This window comes from Paenibacillus sp. CB74 (assembly GCF_055687625.1).
The window spans coordinates 3,595,301-3,612,670 of record NZ_CM146009.1 but is presented as its reverse complement, the minus strand read 5'-3'; the positions used below and the strand labels follow the sequence as shown (position 1 = coordinate 3,612,670).

At 46.7% G+C, this 17,370-nt stretch carries 16 protein-coding genes; 10 read left to right on the top strand and 6 right to left on the bottom strand.

Annotated elements, in window-relative coordinates; genetic code table 11:
- Positions 1–336: 336 nt before the first annotated feature.
- Together ACX9NY_RS16125 and ACX9NY_RS16120 are read right to left on the bottom strand one after the other, a co-directional pair.
- Positions 337–1,095: an MBL fold metallo-hydrolase gene (locus ACX9NY_RS16125; protein WP_472473783.1), complete on the bottom strand. Its 759-nt coding sequence runs from the start codon at positions 1,093–1,095 to the stop codon at positions 337–339.
- Positions 1,096–1,124: 29 nt separating this feature from the next.
- Entirely contained in the window at positions 1,125–1,667 is a 543-nt protein-coding gene (locus ACX9NY_RS16120; RefSeq protein WP_339259673.1) for a hypothetical protein, read from the bottom strand.
- A gap of 103 nt (positions 1,668–1,770) precedes the next feature.
- On the opposite strand from ACX9NY_RS16120, the gene ACX9NY_RS16115 reads away from it, so the two are divergent.
- The gene (locus ACX9NY_RS16115) at positions 1,771–2,634 is read left to right on the top strand and encodes an SDR family oxidoreductase (RefSeq protein WP_472473781.1); all 864 of its coding nucleotides are present in this window, start codon (positions 1,771–1,773) and stop codon (positions 2,632–2,634) included.
- Positions 2,635–2,681: 47 nt separating this feature from the next.
- On the opposite strand, the gene thrS is transcribed toward ACX9NY_RS16115, so the two are convergent.
- From thrS to ACX9NY_RS16100, 3 genes are all read right to left on the bottom strand, one after another.
- Positions 2,682–4,682 carry a threonine--tRNA ligase gene (gene thrS, locus ACX9NY_RS16110; RefSeq protein ID WP_472473779.1) on the bottom strand — a complete coding sequence of 667 codons (2,001 nt, stop codon included), beginning with the start codon at positions 4,680–4,682 and terminating at the stop codon, positions 2,682–2,684.
- 472 nt (positions 4,683–5,154) lie between these two features.
- Positions 5,155–6,915 (bottom strand): sensor histidine kinase, encoded by a 1,761-nt coding sequence (locus ACX9NY_RS16105; protein ID WP_472473777.1) that lies wholly within the window; start codon positions 6,913–6,915, stop codon positions 5,155–5,157.
- Positions 6,912–7,673 (bottom strand): response regulator transcription factor, encoded by a 762-nt coding sequence (locus tag ACX9NY_RS16100; RefSeq protein WP_339259681.1) that lies wholly within the window; start codon positions 7,671–7,673, stop codon positions 6,912–6,914. Before ACX9NY_RS16100 ends, ACX9NY_RS16105 begins: the two co-directional genes overlap by 4 nt.
- 221 nt (positions 7,674–7,894) lie before the next feature.
- Here ACX9NY_RS16100 and ACX9NY_RS16095 point away from each other — a divergent pair, with 221 nt between their 5' ends.
- Both ACX9NY_RS16095 and ACX9NY_RS16090 read left to right on the top strand, forming a co-directional pair.
- The gene (locus ACX9NY_RS16095) at positions 7,895–8,995 is read left to right on the top strand and encodes a M23 family metallopeptidase (protein ID WP_472473775.1); all 1,101 of its coding nucleotides are present in this window, start codon (positions 7,895–7,897) and stop codon (positions 8,993–8,995) included.
- Between the two features lie 296 nt (positions 8,996–9,291).
- Positions 9,292–9,795, top strand: a complete 504-nt coding sequence (locus tag ACX9NY_RS16090) for a GNAT family N-acetyltransferase (RefSeq protein WP_339259684.1) — start codon at positions 9,292–9,294, stop codon at positions 9,793–9,795.
- Positions 9,796–9,927: 132 nt separating this feature from the next.
- Here the strand turns inward: ACX9NY_RS16090 and ACX9NY_RS16085 are convergent, their stop codons facing one another.
- A complete protein-coding gene (locus ACX9NY_RS16085; RefSeq protein ID WP_339240480.1) occupies positions 9,928–10,419 on the bottom strand; it encodes a DinB family protein in 492 nt (163 codons plus the stop codon).
- Positions 10,420–10,703: 284 nt separating this feature from the next.
- On the opposite strand from ACX9NY_RS16085, the gene ACX9NY_RS16080 reads away from it, so the two are divergent.
- The 7 genes from ACX9NY_RS16080 (at position 10,704) to ACX9NY_RS16050 (ending at position 17,334) form a co-directional block, all read left to right on the top strand.
- Positions 10,704–11,123 carry a hypothetical protein gene (locus tag ACX9NY_RS16080; protein WP_339259688.1) on the top strand — a complete coding sequence of 140 codons (420 nt, stop codon included), beginning with the start codon at positions 10,704–10,706 and terminating at the stop codon, positions 11,121–11,123.
- The gene (locus tag ACX9NY_RS16075; RefSeq protein WP_472473772.1) at positions 11,120–12,409 is read left to right on the top strand and encodes an ammonium transporter; all 1,290 of its coding nucleotides are present in this window, start codon (positions 11,120–11,122) and stop codon (positions 12,407–12,409) included. The genes ACX9NY_RS16080 and ACX9NY_RS16075 overlap by 4 nt, the downstream gene beginning before the upstream one ends.
- Positions 12,410–12,558: 149 nt before the next feature.
- A complete protein-coding gene (locus tag ACX9NY_RS16070) occupies positions 12,559–13,500 on the top strand; it encodes a DUF1963 domain-containing protein (protein ID WP_472473770.1) in 942 nt (313 codons plus the stop codon).
- 391 nt (positions 13,501–13,891) lie between these two features.
- Positions 13,892–14,350, top strand: coding sequence for a DinB family protein (locus tag ACX9NY_RS16065; RefSeq protein ID WP_472473768.1), 459 nt, complete (start codon positions 13,892–13,894; stop codon positions 14,348–14,350).
- A gap of 107 nt (positions 14,351–14,457) precedes the next feature.
- Positions 14,458–15,414 (top strand): aminoglycoside phosphotransferase family protein, encoded by a 957-nt coding sequence (locus tag ACX9NY_RS16060; protein WP_472473766.1) that lies wholly within the window; start codon positions 14,458–14,460, stop codon positions 15,412–15,414.
- Complete coding sequence (locus ACX9NY_RS16055) at positions 15,411–16,145, top strand: response regulator transcription factor (RefSeq protein ID WP_472479317.1); 735 nt, start codon at positions 15,411–15,413, stop codon at positions 16,143–16,145. Before ACX9NY_RS16060 ends, ACX9NY_RS16055 begins: the two co-directional genes overlap by 4 nt.
- A gap of 55 nt (positions 16,146–16,200) precedes the next feature.
- Entirely contained in the window at positions 16,201–17,334 is a 1,134-nt protein-coding gene (locus ACX9NY_RS16050; RefSeq protein ID WP_472473764.1) for a sensor histidine kinase, read from the top strand.
- The last annotated feature ends 36 nt before the right edge of the window (positions 17,335–17,370 follow it).

Genomic DNA, 17,370 nt, shown 5'->3' with positions numbered 1-17,370 from the left:
TACGGATTTTTCGGTGGATTGTTTTGCCAAACGGGAAGGAGAAAGATTCTGTGCACATGCGTGGTGAAATATAGCGGTGTAATATAAGATACTGCGTGCATATCGTGCGCAATAGGATCTGCCATACGTCAATACCAGTATGGAAGTAGATGTACATGCTTAATTAATCAAAGGAGCTGTCCCGTCAAATTCATGACTTATGGGACAGCTCCTTGATTGTAAAGGATGTGTCATCCTAATCCTGAAGAGGGTACAACGTAGGTGTGCCACACCAATCTACAAGATTTAAAAGGATACGTTATGGTCGCCAGAACATTCACAGTTCCGCGTTCTTATTTATTCTGCGCTCTCCGCAAGTGTGGCAATACGCTGAGCCGGATCATTGTTGTACTCTCCGCCGTGATAACAGAGAACTTTATCAAGTTTAAGGTCTGTCAGTTTCTTCAAGCTTCGGAGTGCTTCAGGCATGTCCGGTGTCGCAGGTGGCGCAGGGCCAACGAGTTCATCATCAACCACACGAAGTTCATCGGCAGCAAGCAGGAACTGCTGCTCTCCGAAATACAAGCAGATATGACCTGGGGTATGTCCAGGTGTATGAATGACTTGTGTGCCTCCTTGCAGAGGTAACAGGTCTCCGTCTGCGAGCGTTCTGCTGATGTTCACTTCGGGCAGCTGCAAGAGAAGTTGGTCTGCCAGTGCCAGAACGGGCGCAGGCAGCAGAGCACGACGTTCAGGAGTGAACTTGATCAAAGGTTTCTCACCAGTTAGATATGGAATCTCATCGGCATGTGCCCAGATTTCCAGATCGGGGATAGCATCCAGAAGAGCGCCCAGATTACCGATATGATCGATGTCCTGATGTGTAATAATCACACGTTTGACGTCCGAGAGATGTACGCCCTCGTGTTCCAATGCGGATTGAAGTTCAGCAAATTGGCCAATCATGCCCGTATCCACCAAGGTCACGCCATCTTCATCACGAAGCATGACGGGGAATATGGGGCTGTTCCCGGAAGGTGTGGGAATCTGAAGATGTAGCACAGTCATCGAATGGGTTGGTTGGCTCATGGTAATCCGGACCGTAGTCCGGTACACCTCCTTTTCTTTTTTAGCGATAATTGTTGTTATTCAGGGCGATTATATTTTAAGTGTTTTCTATATTTTTTGACCGTATGGAGCAGTGATTCGAACGTTTCTTCTTCATTACTGCCATCCTTAATGATGGAGACAAACGAAAAGTTATCATGAACAAGTTTGTTCCTTGTCTGAAATACCAGACCGAGGGCTTCAGCGAAGTGTTCTTTTTCGGATTCCAGAGCAATGAACTCTTTACTCAGTTCAGCTTGAATGATCTCCATGTTGGAACGTGCCCGATAGGCAGGAGTTTTCATCAGCTGGGTCGAATTAAACTTTTTCTGATATACGTGTCTGTACAGTTGATGTAACATCTGTTCAATGATGGCGCATAGTTCGATAACCAGTGAAGCATATCTTCGGTTTTTGCGTTTTCGGGTGAACTCACGTGTTTCTTCTTTGTCCAAAATACCGTATTTTTCATACAGCGTTGAATCAACGTTTTGCAAGATCTCCTGATATTCCTGTTCGAGTAGTGCGATTTCAAGTTTGGCTTGTTTTTTAACTTTTTTGAAGTCATCTTTGGTCAGCATACTTGTCCTCCCATGGAAACCGAGATGTGATCCTATCATTATCTCATATTGTCCGTCGTCGCGCCTCTAATTTCAGAACCTTTGGTTCAGAAGGGAAGTACTCATGTCCATTCAGACAGCAATTGTAACAGGGGCCAACTCAGGGATGGGTTTGGCAACCACCATTGAACTTGCAAAGCAAGGATATCACGTAATTATGGCATGCCGCAGTGAGAAGCGCGGACAGGATGCTCTTCAGGAGGCTGTGCGTCAGTCCGGCTCTTCTGCAATTGAATTGATGTTATGTGACCTCGGCTCACTCGAAAGTATACGCCAGTTTGCCCGCACATTCCGCGAGCGTCATGATCGCCTTGACGTTCTGGTGAATAATGCGGGAGTGGTGATGATTAAGCGGAAGGAAACCTCAGATGGGTTCGAACAGAGTATCGGCATTAACCATCTGGGTCATTTTCTGCTGACTTTGCTTTTGATCGAACCTCTAAAAGCTGCAACGCAGGGACGGGTTGTGAACGTGTCGTCAGGTGCATACAAGGCCGGCAAAATCCACTTTGAAGATCCACATCTGCACAAAGGTTATAATCCTATCAAAAGCTATGCCCAATCCAAATTGGCTAATGTGTTGTTCACTCGAGCGCTGGCCCGTAAACTGTCAGGTACATCGGTTACGGTGAACTGTCTGCATCCTGGTGCGGTGGGCACGAGTATTGGTATAGATCGCAATACCGGATTTGGCACACGCATTATGGCGTTTGTAGGCAAGCTTCCCTTTTTTCTGTCCCCTGAAGAAGGGGCGCGAACGGCTGTTTATCTGGCTACAAGCCCAGATGTTGTCGGCATCACCGGGCGTTACTTCTATCAACAGAAAGAGCAGCAGCTGAAGGCGCATGCTGTTGATGATACTTCAGCTGAGCGTTTCTGGACGTGGAGCGAAGAACAGGTCGGGCTAAAGCCTGATGAGAAGTTGTAATTCAACACAAGCTGATGATTGACCAATGAATCAGGTCGCATTAACTTTTATATTTTTGCCTTCACAGCTTGTTGAACCAGTTCAATAAAAGCTTCAATACGTTGAATGCCTTGATCTCCCTGACCGTATGCACGGACAGAGGCAGATGAGGCATTTTTCTCATTCTCACCAAGTACGAGCGAATAAGGTACTTTTTCCATCTGGGCTTCACGGATTTTGTATCCAAGTTTCTCGCTGCGCAGATCTGTTTCTACCCGAATGCCCGCAGCCCGGAGCTGGCTCTGGACTTGGAGCGCATAATCTGCGTAATGATCCGATAAAGGCAGCAGCTTCACTTGCACAGGTGCGAGCCAAAGTGGGAACGCTCCTGCATAGTGCTCAGTCAGAATGCCAATGAAACGATCAATGGAACCGTAGATGGCACGATGGATCACGACTGGACGGTGCTTCAGGCTATCCTCACCAATGTAAGTGAGGTCGAACTTCTCCGGCATTTGAAAATCAAGCTGGATTGTTCCGCACTGCCAGCTGCGCTTCAGTGCATCAAGGATATGAAAGTCAATTTTCGGTCCATAAAAGGCACCGTCTCCTTCGTTAATGCGATACTCCACGCCCCGGCGATCCAGTACATTTTGCAATGCACGTTCCGCCTGATCCCACAGTTCTTCCGATCCCATGGAATCTTCCGGTCGAGTGGATAACTCAATCTTATATTCGAATCCAAAGATATCATACATACGGCCGATCAGTGAGATCGCCTGATTAATCTCGTCCTCGATCTGCTCTGGCATGACGTAGAGATGCGCATCATCCTGGCAGAATGTCCGCACACGCATCATGCCATTCAGGGCACCTGAGAATTCATGACGGTGAACTTGACCGAATTCCATCATGCGAATTGGAAATTCGCGGTAGGAATGGAGTGTATTTTTGAAGATCAGCATGTGCCCAGGACAATTCATTGGTTTCAGTGCAAACGTTGCATCGTCCACTTCCGAAAAGTACATATTGTCCTTGTAATGCTCCCAATGGCCGGATTGCTCCCACAGCCGGTTGTTCATCATGAGCGGAGTCCGTACTTCCTGATAGCCTTCCTGTAATTGCAGCTCACGCGAGAATTGCTCCAGTTCAGTACGAACAGTCATGCCTTTAGGCAGATAGAAGGGCATGCCGGGCGCTTCTTCGGAGAACATGAATAGTTCAAGCTCTTTACCGAGTTTGCGGTGATCCCGTTTTTTCGCTTCTTCGAGCATGTGCAGATGTTCATCCAGCTGGGCTTTGTTTGGGAAAGCAGTGCCGTAGATACGTTGCAGCATCTTATTATCCGAGTTACCTCGCCAGTACGCACCAGCCACATTCAGCAGCTTGAACGCTTTGATCCGGCCAGTGGATGGGAGATGGGGACCGCGACACAGATCGAAGAACTCTCCTTGATCATAGATCGAAAGCTCGGCGTCCTCCGGCAAATCCTGAATGAGTTCAAGCTTGTAGGGGTCCTGGATTGCTCCGAAGATGCGGAGGGCTTCCTCCCGGCTAACGACCCGCCGACTGATCTTATGATTCTCCTGAATGATTTTGTTCATTTCCCGCTCAATGGCAGCCAGATCACTGATGGACAAGGCATGTTCCAGATCAACATCGTAATAGAATCCATCCTCAATGACTGGGCCGATACCCAGTTTCACTTGTTCTGTACCGTAGATGCGTTTGAGCGCCTGTGCGAGCACATGTGCTGCGCTGTGACGGTAACGATACAGGCCTTCCGCACTGTCCAAAGTAACAATGACGAGTTCGCAATCTTGCTCAAGCACCCCATCGAGATCGATATTCTGACCATCTGCAATACCGCCGATCGCCTGTTTTCCAAGACTTGTGCTGATGGATGAGGCGACTGCACCCACAGTGATGCCTGCTTCGTAAGAACGAACATCTCCACCTTGCAGACGGACCTTAATGGATTGACTGGATGGTGGCAGATCATTGGCTTGATTGTTAATTTCGTTACCTGATTTGTTGCTTGCGGCGTTACTGTTTTCCTGTTTGCTCATGTGAACCACTCTCCATTTCATCAAATGAAAGCGCAAAAAACACCCGTCCCGGAAAAGGGACGAGTGCGCTTGGCTCGTGGTTCCACCCTAATTTGGTTATGGTGCACTCTGCTCTCGGCCAGCCGCCGTGAACAGGAAACATCATAACCCTCATTGGAATCCGCTATCGGGGATCAGGCGGTGAACTCTACTGGCAACAAGCCGAACATCCCAAGGGGAGTCCGAGATGCTGAGGTTCGAGTTCACGGCTGCAGAGGGGTAATTCCGGTCCGTTCGCTGAAGAAGGTTTCACCAATCCCTTCTCTCTCTGGGCAGCACGCAAACGAAATCTTGTCTCTGGTCATCGCCAAATATGTTAGATCAACTCATCAGATGATCCTGAAATGTGTTGTATTCAATATTAATATATGGGAACAGGTGTTATTGAGTGTCGATTATATAGACTGAAAATGGAAAGGTCAAGCGGAACATTTTAATTCGTTACGGACGGCCCATCCCATACTAAACGAATGATCGTTCCTTCACCAGGGGTGGACTGTACCTCAATATGCCCTTTCATCGCCTCAATCAACCCTTTGGTTACGGCCATGCCCAGCCCTGATCCAACGTCCGATGTACCTGTATCTGTACCGCGATAATATCGTTCAAATAACTTCCATACCGTCTCGGGGTCCATGCCTCGTCCATTATCGGCAAACTGAATACTGAATGCATCTGCGTGTTCACCAGAGTGCACACTGACCACGAGGATGGACTCGGGTGGATTATGAAGAAGGGCATTGGCAGTCAGATTATCCACAATTCGTTCAAACGACGGAATATGAACAAGTCCATACACAGGCACTTCGGAAGGTTGGAATATGATGCGACCTTCCCCATAAGCCGGGTTTCGTTCAGCGCGTTGGATCAGATCACGGAGTAACGTATTTACGTCAGTCTCTTCCACCACAGGTTGATATCCGCCACTGCGTAATCGATAGGTCATGGCAAGGTCATTGATAAGCCTGTCCATATACATGGATTTATCGAGCATAATGCCTGCAAATTCCCTGACTTCTTCCACGGTCCAGCTATATTTATCTGCTTCAAGCATATGGGCATATCCCTGGATGGAGGATAGAGGCGTCTTCAGATCGTGAGTTATGCCAGCAATCCATTCCTCCCGAAGTGAATCGGTCTGTTTCCGAAGTTCTTCATCTTGCTTCAACGTGTAGGATAGGGCCTGCATGGAGCGAAGCACTTCAGCATACACGTTGTATTTGCGCTTCCACTTACCGTTACGACGCTGACTGCGAGGCACTCCGAAGGCTCCGGTAGGTTCCTCGTAATGACCTCGCTCCAGACGCTGTAACCATTGGAGCATATGCAGCATGGGCGAGCCGAATCGGTTGGCATACCAGAAGGCAAGCAAGATAAGCAGAATGATGATGGACACGATCAATATAACCAATGCCGGTTCCAGAATAAAACGGTAGGGATTCGAATTCCCTGTACCATTTGCCTCGCCAGGGATGCTAATCAACCAAGTGGTTCCATTCTTCTCATCGTACCATGTAGCAGTAGACTTGCCTGATCGACTTGGATAGCGAATCTGCAAGACCAACTCCTGAAGGGTGTATTCGCTTGGTACACCCACAGCTGGTTTGTTAAAGGAGGAGAGTTCTCGTCCTGACGCATCCAAGACTTGAAGATAGGCATGAGCAGCAAGAAGGGCTTCCTGTCGGCCCGGTTGAAGAGTAAACTTCCCGTTGGTCAGAATGAGGTCTGAACGAATATTATTGATGAGCGATTTGGCCGGGTTACTCTCCCCATACAACAAAGTGAAATTCTTCCCGTTTTTCTCCCGGATGAGTATGACAATCTGATAAGGGAAAGGCTTTTGATTTTCCCAATATGCAATCAATTCTCCCGGTTTATAGTGAGTAGGAGCATCAGCAGGTGCGTGGTAATCATCAATGACGTTGCCTTGTTCATCCAACACTTGGAGCCAGCCTTGATATTTATCCACTTGCTTTAACAACTTGGGATCATATTTGATGGTATTGTCTGGCATGAATTCTGCTGTATTAATCAATTGATCCAGACCGTTAAGCGCAAAATCATCCACCAAATTCACTTCATTAACCTTTTGCACGACCCAGTAAGTGGCTACAGACCCAAGAAGAATGATCAGAATGACGGCTCCCGCAAGCATCCCGATAAACCGGGTCATTAATCTGCGACGAATACTCATGGGCGTGACACATGTTCCGGCTGAATGAGCTTGTATCCCAGACCTCGGACGTTAACGAGATACACTGGATTGGAAGGATCTGCTTCAATGCGTTCCCGAATGCGGTGAATATGAACCATCACGGTATTGTCATCACTGATGGCCTCTGAGCCCCAGACCCGCTCATACAGATCTGACTTGGTGAAGATGCGATTGGGATGTTTGCAGAAAAAGAGCAGCAGTTGAAACACAAGCGCCGGACAGGATACGGATTCTCCTTCAACTCGAAGCTCAGCGGCCCATTCCAGCACCTGAAATCGTCCAAAGTCGTACACACCTTCCGGCATGCTTGGAGATGACGTATTTACGTTCGATGGGATGTGCTCCGAGATGGCAGCTGTTTTTGAAGGCAAATAACGCTTCAGTAAGGATTTAATTCGTGCAACGACTTCTAGCGGATTAAAAGGTTTGGCTACATAATCGTCGCCACCAACAGCGAATCCCGTTAATTTGTCGTAATCGGTTGTCTTGGCCGTCAGGAACAGGATGGGCGCATCGGTGACCTGCCGTAGAAAAGGACAGATTTCCAGTCCGCTTTTGCCAGGGAGCATGATGTCGAGCACGATGCAATGATACGTCTTATTGTTGCAAGCCTCAATGGCAGCTTCACCTGTTGTTACGGTGTCGATATCGAGAAACTGTTCTTTGAGCAGAACGGTTTTGAGCATATGCAGAATCGCTTGTTCATCATCTACAAGCAGTATTGAGACGTTATCCATAGTTAGAAAATGACCTCCTGGTACTTCCGTTGTGTGTATTGATAATCATACCATCCTATGGGGATGTATAGCGTACATGCTATCTTAACGGAGTCTTAATTATGCAACCTAAGAAGACATGGTGAGTTTAACTACTGGTAAGTTGGGGTTAGACGAAGGATAAGACTCATTCTGTACACTTAACTGGAAAGTATAATGAATTAGCAGAAGGGATGTTGAAAATGAACTGGGAAGGTCATATGAAAACAGAGCAACAGACACATCAGATCGTTAAGCATAGAAAGGGCTGGAAGGTCCTTGCAATAACCCTTGGAGCTTGCGTGATATTGTCTGCTTGCGGCAATGGCAACGCGATTACTTCCGACCAGGCGGAGCAGCAGTCAGCCGAACAGGCGTCCAATCATGAAGCGAGCGAGAACACCAATCAGGAGCAGAACTCCACTTCAGAGGTGAGCGCAGTGGTTACACCGGACAATTTCATAGATACGTTGATGAACGGTTCAAAGGATGCAATCTATAGCCAGTTTTCCCCGGAATTGAAGGAAACGGTAACGCTTGAGCAGTTTAAAACGACCGCTGATCCTTTTCTGGAGGGTGTTGAATCGTGGGAGCAAGTGGTAGACGCCGAAATGAATCAATTAACCGAGGTTGCCTGGAAGGATCAGACAGGGACGAAAGGAATTCGCGCCTATTTTTCCGACGAAAATCTGATTGAGGGTCTGTCAATTCAACCGTTGGAAGCTCATGAAGACACAGATGACAAACTCACCAAAACCGAGTTTCAATTCCCGATGAAGGGGGAATGGTATGTATTCTGGGGAGGTCAAGATGTATTGTCGAATTATCATTATGAGCATGAAACCCAGCGCTATGCACTGGATATCGTTCGGACAAAAGAACAATCAAGTTATCATGGTGATGCTAAGGAAAATGAAAACTACCATGCTTTTGGTGAACCACTCTATGCTGCTGCGGATGGAACGGTCGTCGAAATCAAGAACGATATTCCGGACAATGTACCGGGTGTGATGAATCCGGAAGAGCCGGCGGGTAACTATGTAGTTATTGACCATGGCAACGGTGAATACAGCATCACAGCACATATCAAGAAAGGCAGTGTTTCGGTCAAAAAAGGAGATAAGCTCAAGCAGGGAGACCCTATCGGTGAGCTTGGCAATTCGGGTAACTCCAGTGAAGCCCATCTGCACTTCCAGGTATCGGACGGCGCCGATCTGTTCACATCTCGCTCGATGAACATTCGCTGGGCTGACCAGAGTCAGCAGTTAACTCGTGGCAACACCATTCAGGGACTTCCAGAGTAATTCTATATATAAGTTAAAGCATTGATTTTACACTTAACTACTACGCGGACAGAACCATCTTCCGATCGCTGTTATCCCCAGATTTTATTGATTCCCTTGTATAAAGGGGAAAATCCGGGGATAAAGGCGCACGCTGCGCTTCTTCTGATTAGTTCTGTCCTCTCCGTTGTCGTGTAAATATTTACTTAAAAATATAAAGATTTCTCTGTCAGAATGTAAGAGATGACGAAAACTTCTATTTTCCATTATAATATCCTCTATGATATAGAACGATCTGAAATGATGGAGGAGTATAGATGAAGCTGGAAGATGTGCAGATTGAATATGCGCGCCTGGAGGACTTGCCGAGGATTGTAGAGATTTATAATTCCACCATTGAAAGCCGTATGGTAACAGCGGATTTGGAACCGGTGACAGTGGAGCAACGTGTTCCGTGGTTCGAGGACCATTCACCGGATCATCGTCCACTTTGGGTGATGAAGCAGGCAGGTCATGTGGTAGCTTGGGCAAGTCTCAGCTCGTTCTATGGACGCCCTGCGTATAATGGAACGGTGGAAGTCAGTGTATACGTGGATCAGCAATGCCGCGGAATTGGGGCTGGTGGACGTTTGCTTGAAACGGTATTTGCGGCTTGTCCTGCACTTGGAATTACGACCATTCTCGGATTTGTCTTCGGGCATAATGAACCGAGTCTGGGATTGTTGCGCAAGCATGGTTTTGAACAGTGGGGATATTATCCCGAAGTGGCCGTGCTGGATGGTGTGAACAGAGATTTGGCTATACTAGGCAAAAAAATATAAGTACCGTTCTTATTTCGTAACATAATTTATCGGAACATAAGAACACTGAAGATAACCTCCAACCTATTTTATAGGATTGGAGGTTTTTTTGTCGTACATATATTCTTCACTATGTGAAAGTGTAGCTAGTGCTTATACGCCAAGTTGATGCTTAATCTCTTGAATCTGTCCCAGATGGCGTTCCTCATGATAACTTGCGAAGTCAATCCATTGGGTAAGATCCATCTCACCGAATACGGGATGAGGAAAGGACTTGCTGCGCAGCAGATCAGGATCATGATCCAATGCAAAGTTATTTAACGCTTGGTGAGATTCGTCCAGATCGGTGCGTACGTCTTCGAGTGCTTCAGGCGCTGCTGGAGGTTGAAGATGGGGTGGTGCCTCGACGGAGCGGCTGCGGTCCAACGATAGTTCATATGGTTTTTTGTCCACAGACACCACCTGTTCCTTTTCGAGTGCAAGGCGGGCTTGTTTTCCAATTACATTTTCCATCAGATTCAGATGACGAAGTACTTGCATAATACTCCATTGTTTGGGTGAAGGCTTCCGGTTCAATTGTTCTTCTTCGAGCCCCGAGACGGCTTCCCAGATTTGGCTGCGTATATCGTCATTACGAGTAAACATCGTGTAATCCTCTCCTTATATACGTTTTCTGTGATGAGGGTGTCTGTGTATGTTCATTACCCCAAATGTGGATGCTTATTCTATAAGCATAGGGGATGGAATAAGTGAATGCGAATCCAGGCAAGATTCGCCTTGTTAGATGTATTATGTGCCCAATAAAAAAAGCCGTTCTCTCTGAACGGTTCATTTCAATCTATGCCAAGTCCAAAAAAAGATTGACGGGCGAACCCCGGCAAACTATAATCGGTACAAGTAACTTGATATGTAAGGAGTCCTGACATGATATGTTAGTAATCGACGAGGTTTATCACCACACAGCATTGCAAATATCATCGTCCGATTTATTGTACCTTATCGAACGGCTGAAGGTCAAAAAAGAAAATGAGATTCAAACGCTCAAGCAGAAGATCGAACAGTTCGAACAAAAGCGTCGAGCGGAAGAGGTCGCTTATCAATCGTTATCGACCGTGCGCAAATGGTTTGCGGGACGCCCTGCAACCCATCATCAGGCGGTGGAATATATGGTTCAGGTAAAGGAACGTTTTCGCAAGATGGAACAGATTCGCAGACGCATACGTGAATTGGATCAGATCGCAGAACGAATTAAACATCCGGACAGCATTGAGCGGGACGAGATTGAGCTAGCGCCCGATACCATCCGTGAGCTCAGACAGCTTAGTGAAACGGAGGATGTACAAGCATGACTTTGGAAACGTTAAGCACCGGGATCGATACGGTCTGGGTCGTACTGAGTGCAGCGATGATTTTATTGATGGAGGGTGGATTCGCCCTGCTCGAGGCTGGCTTTGTGCGTTATAAAAATAGTGTGAACATTATTATGAAGGTTTTTGCTGACATTACGATTGGAACGTTGCTGTTTTATGCCATCGGTTTTGGACTGATGTATGGTTCGGACGTTGGTGGTTTTGTGGGAGTAACGGGATTTTTCCTGAATGGGGATTTGTCTCTTCTGGACGTACCGGTATCGCTGGAGACATTTTGGTTGTTCCAGGCTGCTTTTACAATTGCTGTTATTTCCATCGTTTCAGGAGCGGTAGCCGAGCGGATCAACTTCCGTGCCTATCTGCTCTATATCATATTGATGACGGCGATTATCTATCCAATTGGTGGACACTGGGCATGGGGCGGCGGTTGGCTTAGTCAGCTGGGGATGCAGGACTTTGCCGGTTCGGCTGTTATCCATGCACTCGGCGGATTCTCGGCACTGGCGGCTGCAATTATCATTGGTCCGCGTAAAGGCAAGTACACGCCGCTTGGCGTAAGCGCCATTGCACTACCAAGTAATCTGCCACTGGCATCTGTAGGGGCATTTCTGTTATGGTTTGGCTGGTTCGGGTTCAATGCAGGTAGTACACTCAGCGCGACGGATGTAAGAATTGGTCACATTGCGATTGTCACGATGTTATCCGCGGCTTCGGGTGGTGCAGTTACGTTGCTGTACACGTTATTTCGCTTCAATCGTTCAGATGCACCCTCGGTCATTAACGGTTCGCTTGCGGGACTGGTCGGAATTACGGCAGGCTGTGCTTTTGTTGGTGATGTAGCCGCGATATTCATTGGAGCAGTATCCGGCTTATTGATGATGGCTGCCACCAACTGGCTGGACCGTCGGCAGATTGATGATCCAGTTGGTGCTTTCCCGGTGCATGCCGTATCCGGAATGTGGGGCACGATTGCTGTAGGTCTGTTTGCCACGGATGGTGGATTATTCATGGGCGGCGGCTGGAGGCTGCTGGGTGTTCAGGCACTTGGCCTTACAGCACTGGTTGTCTGGGGGTTCGCCATGACCTGGATCGGGTTAAAGTTGATTGGCAAAATTGTGCCTGTACGATCGACAGAGGAAGAGGAAGATCTGGGTCTGGATATCAGCTATCATGGTGTGATGGCAGCTCATCAAGCCCATGAATTCCTGGACAGTGAGGAGCATATGCGTGCTTACCAGGAACAGTCCTCTGATCCAAATCGTTAAATGGAATATAGGATAAGGAAGTAGACTGACAAGCAATGTCAGTCTCTTTTTTTGCTAGAAGCAGGGAAAGACGTCCGGGCGGAAGAATATACAGGTGTGAACCTGAATATGTCTCAGCATAGGTGTATTGTCAAAAGGGGAGGATCTATATGATTAAGCCAGAACAATGTGAACGTCTGACCAGAAAAGCCCGTAAAACACTTGAGGAGTATGGTTTGGGAGTTGCTGCCGATCTGCTGTTGTCCTCAAGCCGCTGGGGAATTCGCCTCGATGTGTCCACACTGGACGAATATCGCAGGACAGGAAACTCACGTGTGGGTGGACATCCGGATTTGCCGAGTCACATGGAATGGCCCGTAACAAAAGAAGGCATTCCAATGACTTTCCTGGCCCAGTTGAACCTGGTGGATTTATCGCCGTATACGCCGAATGATGGGCGCGGGACTTTGCCTGAACGTGGAATGTTATACTTTTTCGTTGGCACGGACGAATCTGCTTGTCCCATTGAACATCGTGTGATTTTTGAGCCAAGTTCTCATAATCTGATAAGGCGAGAACCTGAAGGGGATACCGCGCTAGATGGAGCCCCGTTTGTTGCACATTCGGTGACTGTGCTGCCTAATCTTGAGTTTCCTACATATGCATATATTGACACCGCCGCACTGAACGAGCTCTCGCCGTCTCTGCTTGAGACCGATGAGACCGAAGCGGAAGTAAGTCTGTATGACCGATACCTTGAATTCGAGTCGAGCTGGAATCATCCAAGTACGCTGAACTGGGGTGGTATGTTTGGATATCCTGATGGGCAGCATCCGGATGCCGAGCATCGGGCCTTATTACAGATCGCAATGGGCGAAGAATATGATTATAATGAGCAGGCGTGTGAAGATAAGCTGACCAAGCATTACGGCGGAGATGAGGATCGGACATGGCAGGAATTATCCGATACGCTGCTGCTGTTGAAGATAGATACACATGACTCCATAGGTTTTCAATGGTGGGATTGCGGGGAACTGCAATTTTTCATTCGCAAGTCTGACCTGGAAGCTGGACGGTTCGAACATACGTATTGTTCGTTATACTCAAGTTGAGCAAAGATTTGAACTCATATAAGCAACAAAATGTCCTGAATCCCGTCTATAAGAAGGAGGAAGGACTTTTTTGTTCGTAGATTGTTATATAAATTGAACTAAAGAATATTTACACTGCACACTCCGATGACAGAACAATTTTCCGATCGCTGTTATCCCCAGATTTTTTTAATTCCTTTTATAAAGGGGAAATCCGGGGTGGCGTATGCTTCCGATGTAGCTTTCTTGCAGAAAGTTTTTAGCTCCGCTTCTTCAGGTCCTTTCTGTCCTCTCCGTTTTGTGTATATGTTTTGTTCAATTTATATAGATTTGGGGTATATATCAGGGAGGGATATCTTGGTTGATAATAGAACGTATGTTCTGTATAATGGAGTAAAAAGGAAGTGGGCTGTTGATTCAATCTGCGTTCAAACATATTGACGTGGCTGTAACATCGTTGATAGATATATGTGATCAGCTGTCGGAAGAAGATTTGGCTTTGACTCCAATTGAAGGTAAACGGCCTATTGGAGAACTACTGGCTCATCTGTCTATGATCTGCCGAGCGGATGTGTATATTTCGGAAGGTGCATCGAAGGAAGAAATGGCTCACTTCTATGCTGAGAATCAGGTGCATTCGCTCCGTGAGATCAAGCAGGCTCTGATCGATAACCAGATGTATCTATACGAACGATACAGGCAGTTTAACACGGAAGAGTTACTGCATGTGACGAATTCATATTGGGGAGCATCCTATAGTCGGCTGGAGTGGTTGCTTGAGATTATGGGACATGTATACCATCACCGAGGACAACTGTATACGATGCTGACCCTGACAGGCAAAGAACCCGAATCAGTTCTTTTTAAATAGAAATGAGTAGAATACATACTAGCATGTTATAGGAAACATTACGGGTTAAAGTAAGAATAGACCGACGATACTGCACGTTATACGTGAAATAACGGAGGATTCGGGACGTGGAACAACACAATACATGGGATGCATCGATGAACAATACGTTGATTGACAGGTTAAAACAGATTCCTGAACTTGGTCAGGCTACGCAGATGGAACCAGTTATGAAGGGGTATTCAGCGGATGCCAAATTCAAAATGTTTGTCCCTGGCCAAGGCCATGTGTTGGTGAGGGTATATGATGTTGCTGAGGAATGGATGAAGCAAAAGGAATATCAATGCTTGAAGATCATGCAACAATTAGGTGTACTATGTCCAGCAACGTTCGGCACAGGTAGATTGGATGAGAAGAACGGTTATATGATTCTTAGCTACATTGAAGGCGAAGATGCGTCCGAGAGACTGCCTCAATTGAATGAACAGCAGCAGTGGGCCGTTGGCTTGGAAGCAGGAGCACAGTTAAGGCTGATTCACCAGTTGCCGATGGAGGAACAGGTCGAATCATGGTACACACGCAAGAGCGCGAAGCATCAACGTTACATGGAGCGCTATAAACAGTGCCCTATCGTGATGAAAGAGGATCAGGCTATTCATACGTTTATCGCAGACCATCTCGATTGGATGAAAAATCGTCCAGATGGATTTCAGCATGATGATTTCCACCCGAGCAATCTTGTCGTTAAGCAGGATAAGCTCGCAGGAGTAATTGATTTTAATCGTTTTGATCAAGGTGATCCCATTCATGAATTTTTGAAGCTGGGTTTGTTTGCTTCGGAGATCAGTATTCCATATTCCATAGGTCAGATTCAGGGTTACTTCGATGGCAAAGAACCGGATGAGTTATTCTGGAGATTGTATTCACTGTATACGGCTATGGCGCTAGTGTCTTCTGTGGTATGGATTCAGCAGGTGAAGCCGGAAGAGACACATGAGATGATGACCAGGATCGAGCGTGTCCGTGAAGATCATGATGATTTTCGCAGTTTCATCCCTCGGTGGTATACTTTGAACAGATCATGAATTATGGAAGGGAAAGGAATAATGCCGTGGTACAGCCAGCAACCATTCTGCTTGTCGATGATGAGCAGGAGATTATTAAACTGATGGAAATTTATTTTGGCAACGAGGGTTATCGGATTCTCACCGCGAATGATGGGCTTGAAGCGCTGGAACAATTGAAAAGAGAGTCGATTGATCTCATTATTCTGGATGTCATGATGCCGAATATGGACGGAATAGAAGCTTGTATGAAAATTCGGGAAGAGCAGAAAATGCCAATTATTATGCTGTCCGCCAAAAGCATGGATATGGATAAAATCACAGGGCTAAGCATCGGTGCTGATGATTATGTAACCAAACCGTTTAACCCGCTTGAACTTGTCGCACGGGCGAAATCTCAGCTGCGCAGGTATCATACCTTCAATGAAGGTCGGGAGAACAAAGAGCACGAGTGGATTATTGATGATCTGGTCATTAATACCGATACACATGAAGTCTGGGTGGATGAGCAGCCGGTTCGTCTGACTCCGCGTGAATTTGCTGTTCTCGAATTACTGGCACGCCATCAGGGCTCAGTACTCAGTATGGAACAGATCTATCGTCAAGTCTGGAAAGAAGAATTCATGGAGTCGAACAATACCGTCATGGTGCATATTCGCAAGATTCGTGAGAAAATTGAACTCGACAGCAAACATCCCAAGTTCATTCAGACCGTATGGGGTGTTGGTTATAAAATGATCAAACCGCAATAAACATGCACATCCACAGGATGTCATATGACATGAACACATTCAGGGAGTCCCGACTATGAATTCAAAGTTGATTAATACAGTCCGATGGAAATTTATCTATGCATTTTTGCTGAGCGGCATATTAACTGCAGTTATGTTGTACGGGGGCAGTCAAGTGGGGCAGACTATTCTGGAAGCTCAGACGTATCCCGATTATTCCATTCCAGCCAAAGGGATCAGGTGGTTGGTGAATAATATCGGTTCGGTGCCTTTAATGATTGTGGTAGGTGTGCTTAGTTTTGTGCTGTTTTTTTTCCTGTTCTCTCGCAAGGTGATGCGGGTTCTGGACGAAATAACGGCAGGAATTCAGGAAGTTGCCAAAGGCGAGTTATCACATCGCATTGAAGTGAAGACCTCGGATGAATTCGGAGTGGTGGCTGCAAGCATTAATCAGATGGCTGAACAATTGCAGTTATCGCTTCAGGAAGAACGTAATGCAGTTGCTGCCAAAAATGATCTGATTACAGGGATATCACATGATCTTCGTACACCGCTCACTTCTATTCTGGGATTTCTGGAGTACATTGAGAAGGATCGCTACCAGGATGAGATTGAGATGCGCTATTACGTTAGCATTGCCTATGAGAAATCCCTGACTCTTCGTAAGCTGATCGATGACTTATTCGAATATACGCGTGTGAGTGGCGGGAGTCTTCCATTGTCTTTGCAGGCGTTGAACCTGAATTCGTTTCTGATGCAGTTGGCTGAAGAGTTTGCTCCCATGCTGGAGGATGCTGGGATGACCTACAATTTTGTTGGTGGGCAAGAGCCACTATGGATACAGGCTGCTCCGGGGGAGCTTGTAAGAGCGTATGAGAATCTGTTCAGCAATGCTATAAGATATGGTTCGCAAGGGAAACGAATGGAGATTGGAATGGCTCTTGAAGGTAAGGAGGCTGTAATCCGCATCAGTAATTATGGTGAATCGATTCCGGCACAAGATCTGCCCCATCTATTTGAACGATTCTATCGTGTGGATAAATCCCGCTCCCGTGAAACGGGAGGCACGGGTCTCGGCCTGGCGATTGCCAAATCGATGATTGAATTACATCGAGGAAGTATCGTTGCCTATAGTGAAAATGGCAGAACAGATTTTGTTACCCGATTCCCTGTCACGGCTCCTCCCCCAAGTAATTACTCAGAGGAATAATAATTAAGAATTTGGTAAGAAGTTAACTACTTCCTC

Excerpts from the sequence above, each read along its gene's own strand:
- ACX9NY_RS16070 (WP_472473770.1), top strand. The coding sequence starts at position 12,559 with ATGATTAAGCCAGAACAATGTGAACGTCTGACCAGAAAAGCCCGTAAA.
- ACX9NY_RS16090 (WP_339259684.1), top strand. The coding sequence starts at position 9,292 with ATGAAGCTGGAAGATGTGCAGATTGAATATGCGCGCCTGGAGGACTTG.
- ACX9NY_RS16100 (WP_339259681.1), bottom strand. The coding sequence starts at position 7,673 with ATGGATAACGTCTCAATACTGCTTGTAGATGATGAACAAGCGATTCTG.
- ACX9NY_RS16085 (WP_339240480.1), bottom strand. The coding sequence starts at position 10,419 with ATGTTTACTCGTAATGACGATATACGCAGCCAAATCTGGGAAGCCGTC.
- ACX9NY_RS16055 (WP_472479317.1), top strand. The coding sequence starts at position 15,411 with ATGAATTATGGAAGGGAAAGGAATAATGCCGTGGTACAGCCAGCAACC.
- ACX9NY_RS16115 (WP_472473781.1), top strand. The coding sequence starts at position 1,771 with ATGTCCATTCAGACAGCAATTGTAACAGGGGCCAACTCAGGGATGGGT.
- thrS (WP_472473779.1), bottom strand. The coding sequence starts at position 4,682 with ATGAGCAAACAGGAAAACAGTAACGCCGCAAGCAACAAATCAGGTAAC.
- ACX9NY_RS16080 (WP_339259688.1), top strand. The coding sequence starts at position 10,704 with ATGTTAGTAATCGACGAGGTTTATCACCACACAGCATTGCAAATATCA.
- ACX9NY_RS16050 (WP_472473764.1), top strand. The coding sequence starts at position 16,201 with ATGAATTCAAAGTTGATTAATACAGTCCGATGGAAATTTATCTATGCA.
- ACX9NY_RS16075 (WP_472473772.1), top strand. The coding sequence starts at position 11,120 with ATGACTTTGGAAACGTTAAGCACCGGGATCGATACGGTCTGGGTCGTA.
- ACX9NY_RS16120 (WP_339259673.1), bottom strand. The coding sequence starts at position 1,667 with ATGCTGACCAAAGATGACTTCAAAAAAGTTAAAAAACAAGCCAAACTT.
- ACX9NY_RS16095 (WP_472473775.1), top strand. The coding sequence starts at position 7,895 with ATGAACTGGGAAGGTCATATGAAAACAGAGCAACAGACACATCAGATC.
- ACX9NY_RS16105 (WP_472473777.1), bottom strand. The coding sequence starts at position 6,915 with ATGAGTATTCGTCGCAGATTAATGACCCGGTTTATCGGGATGCTTGCG.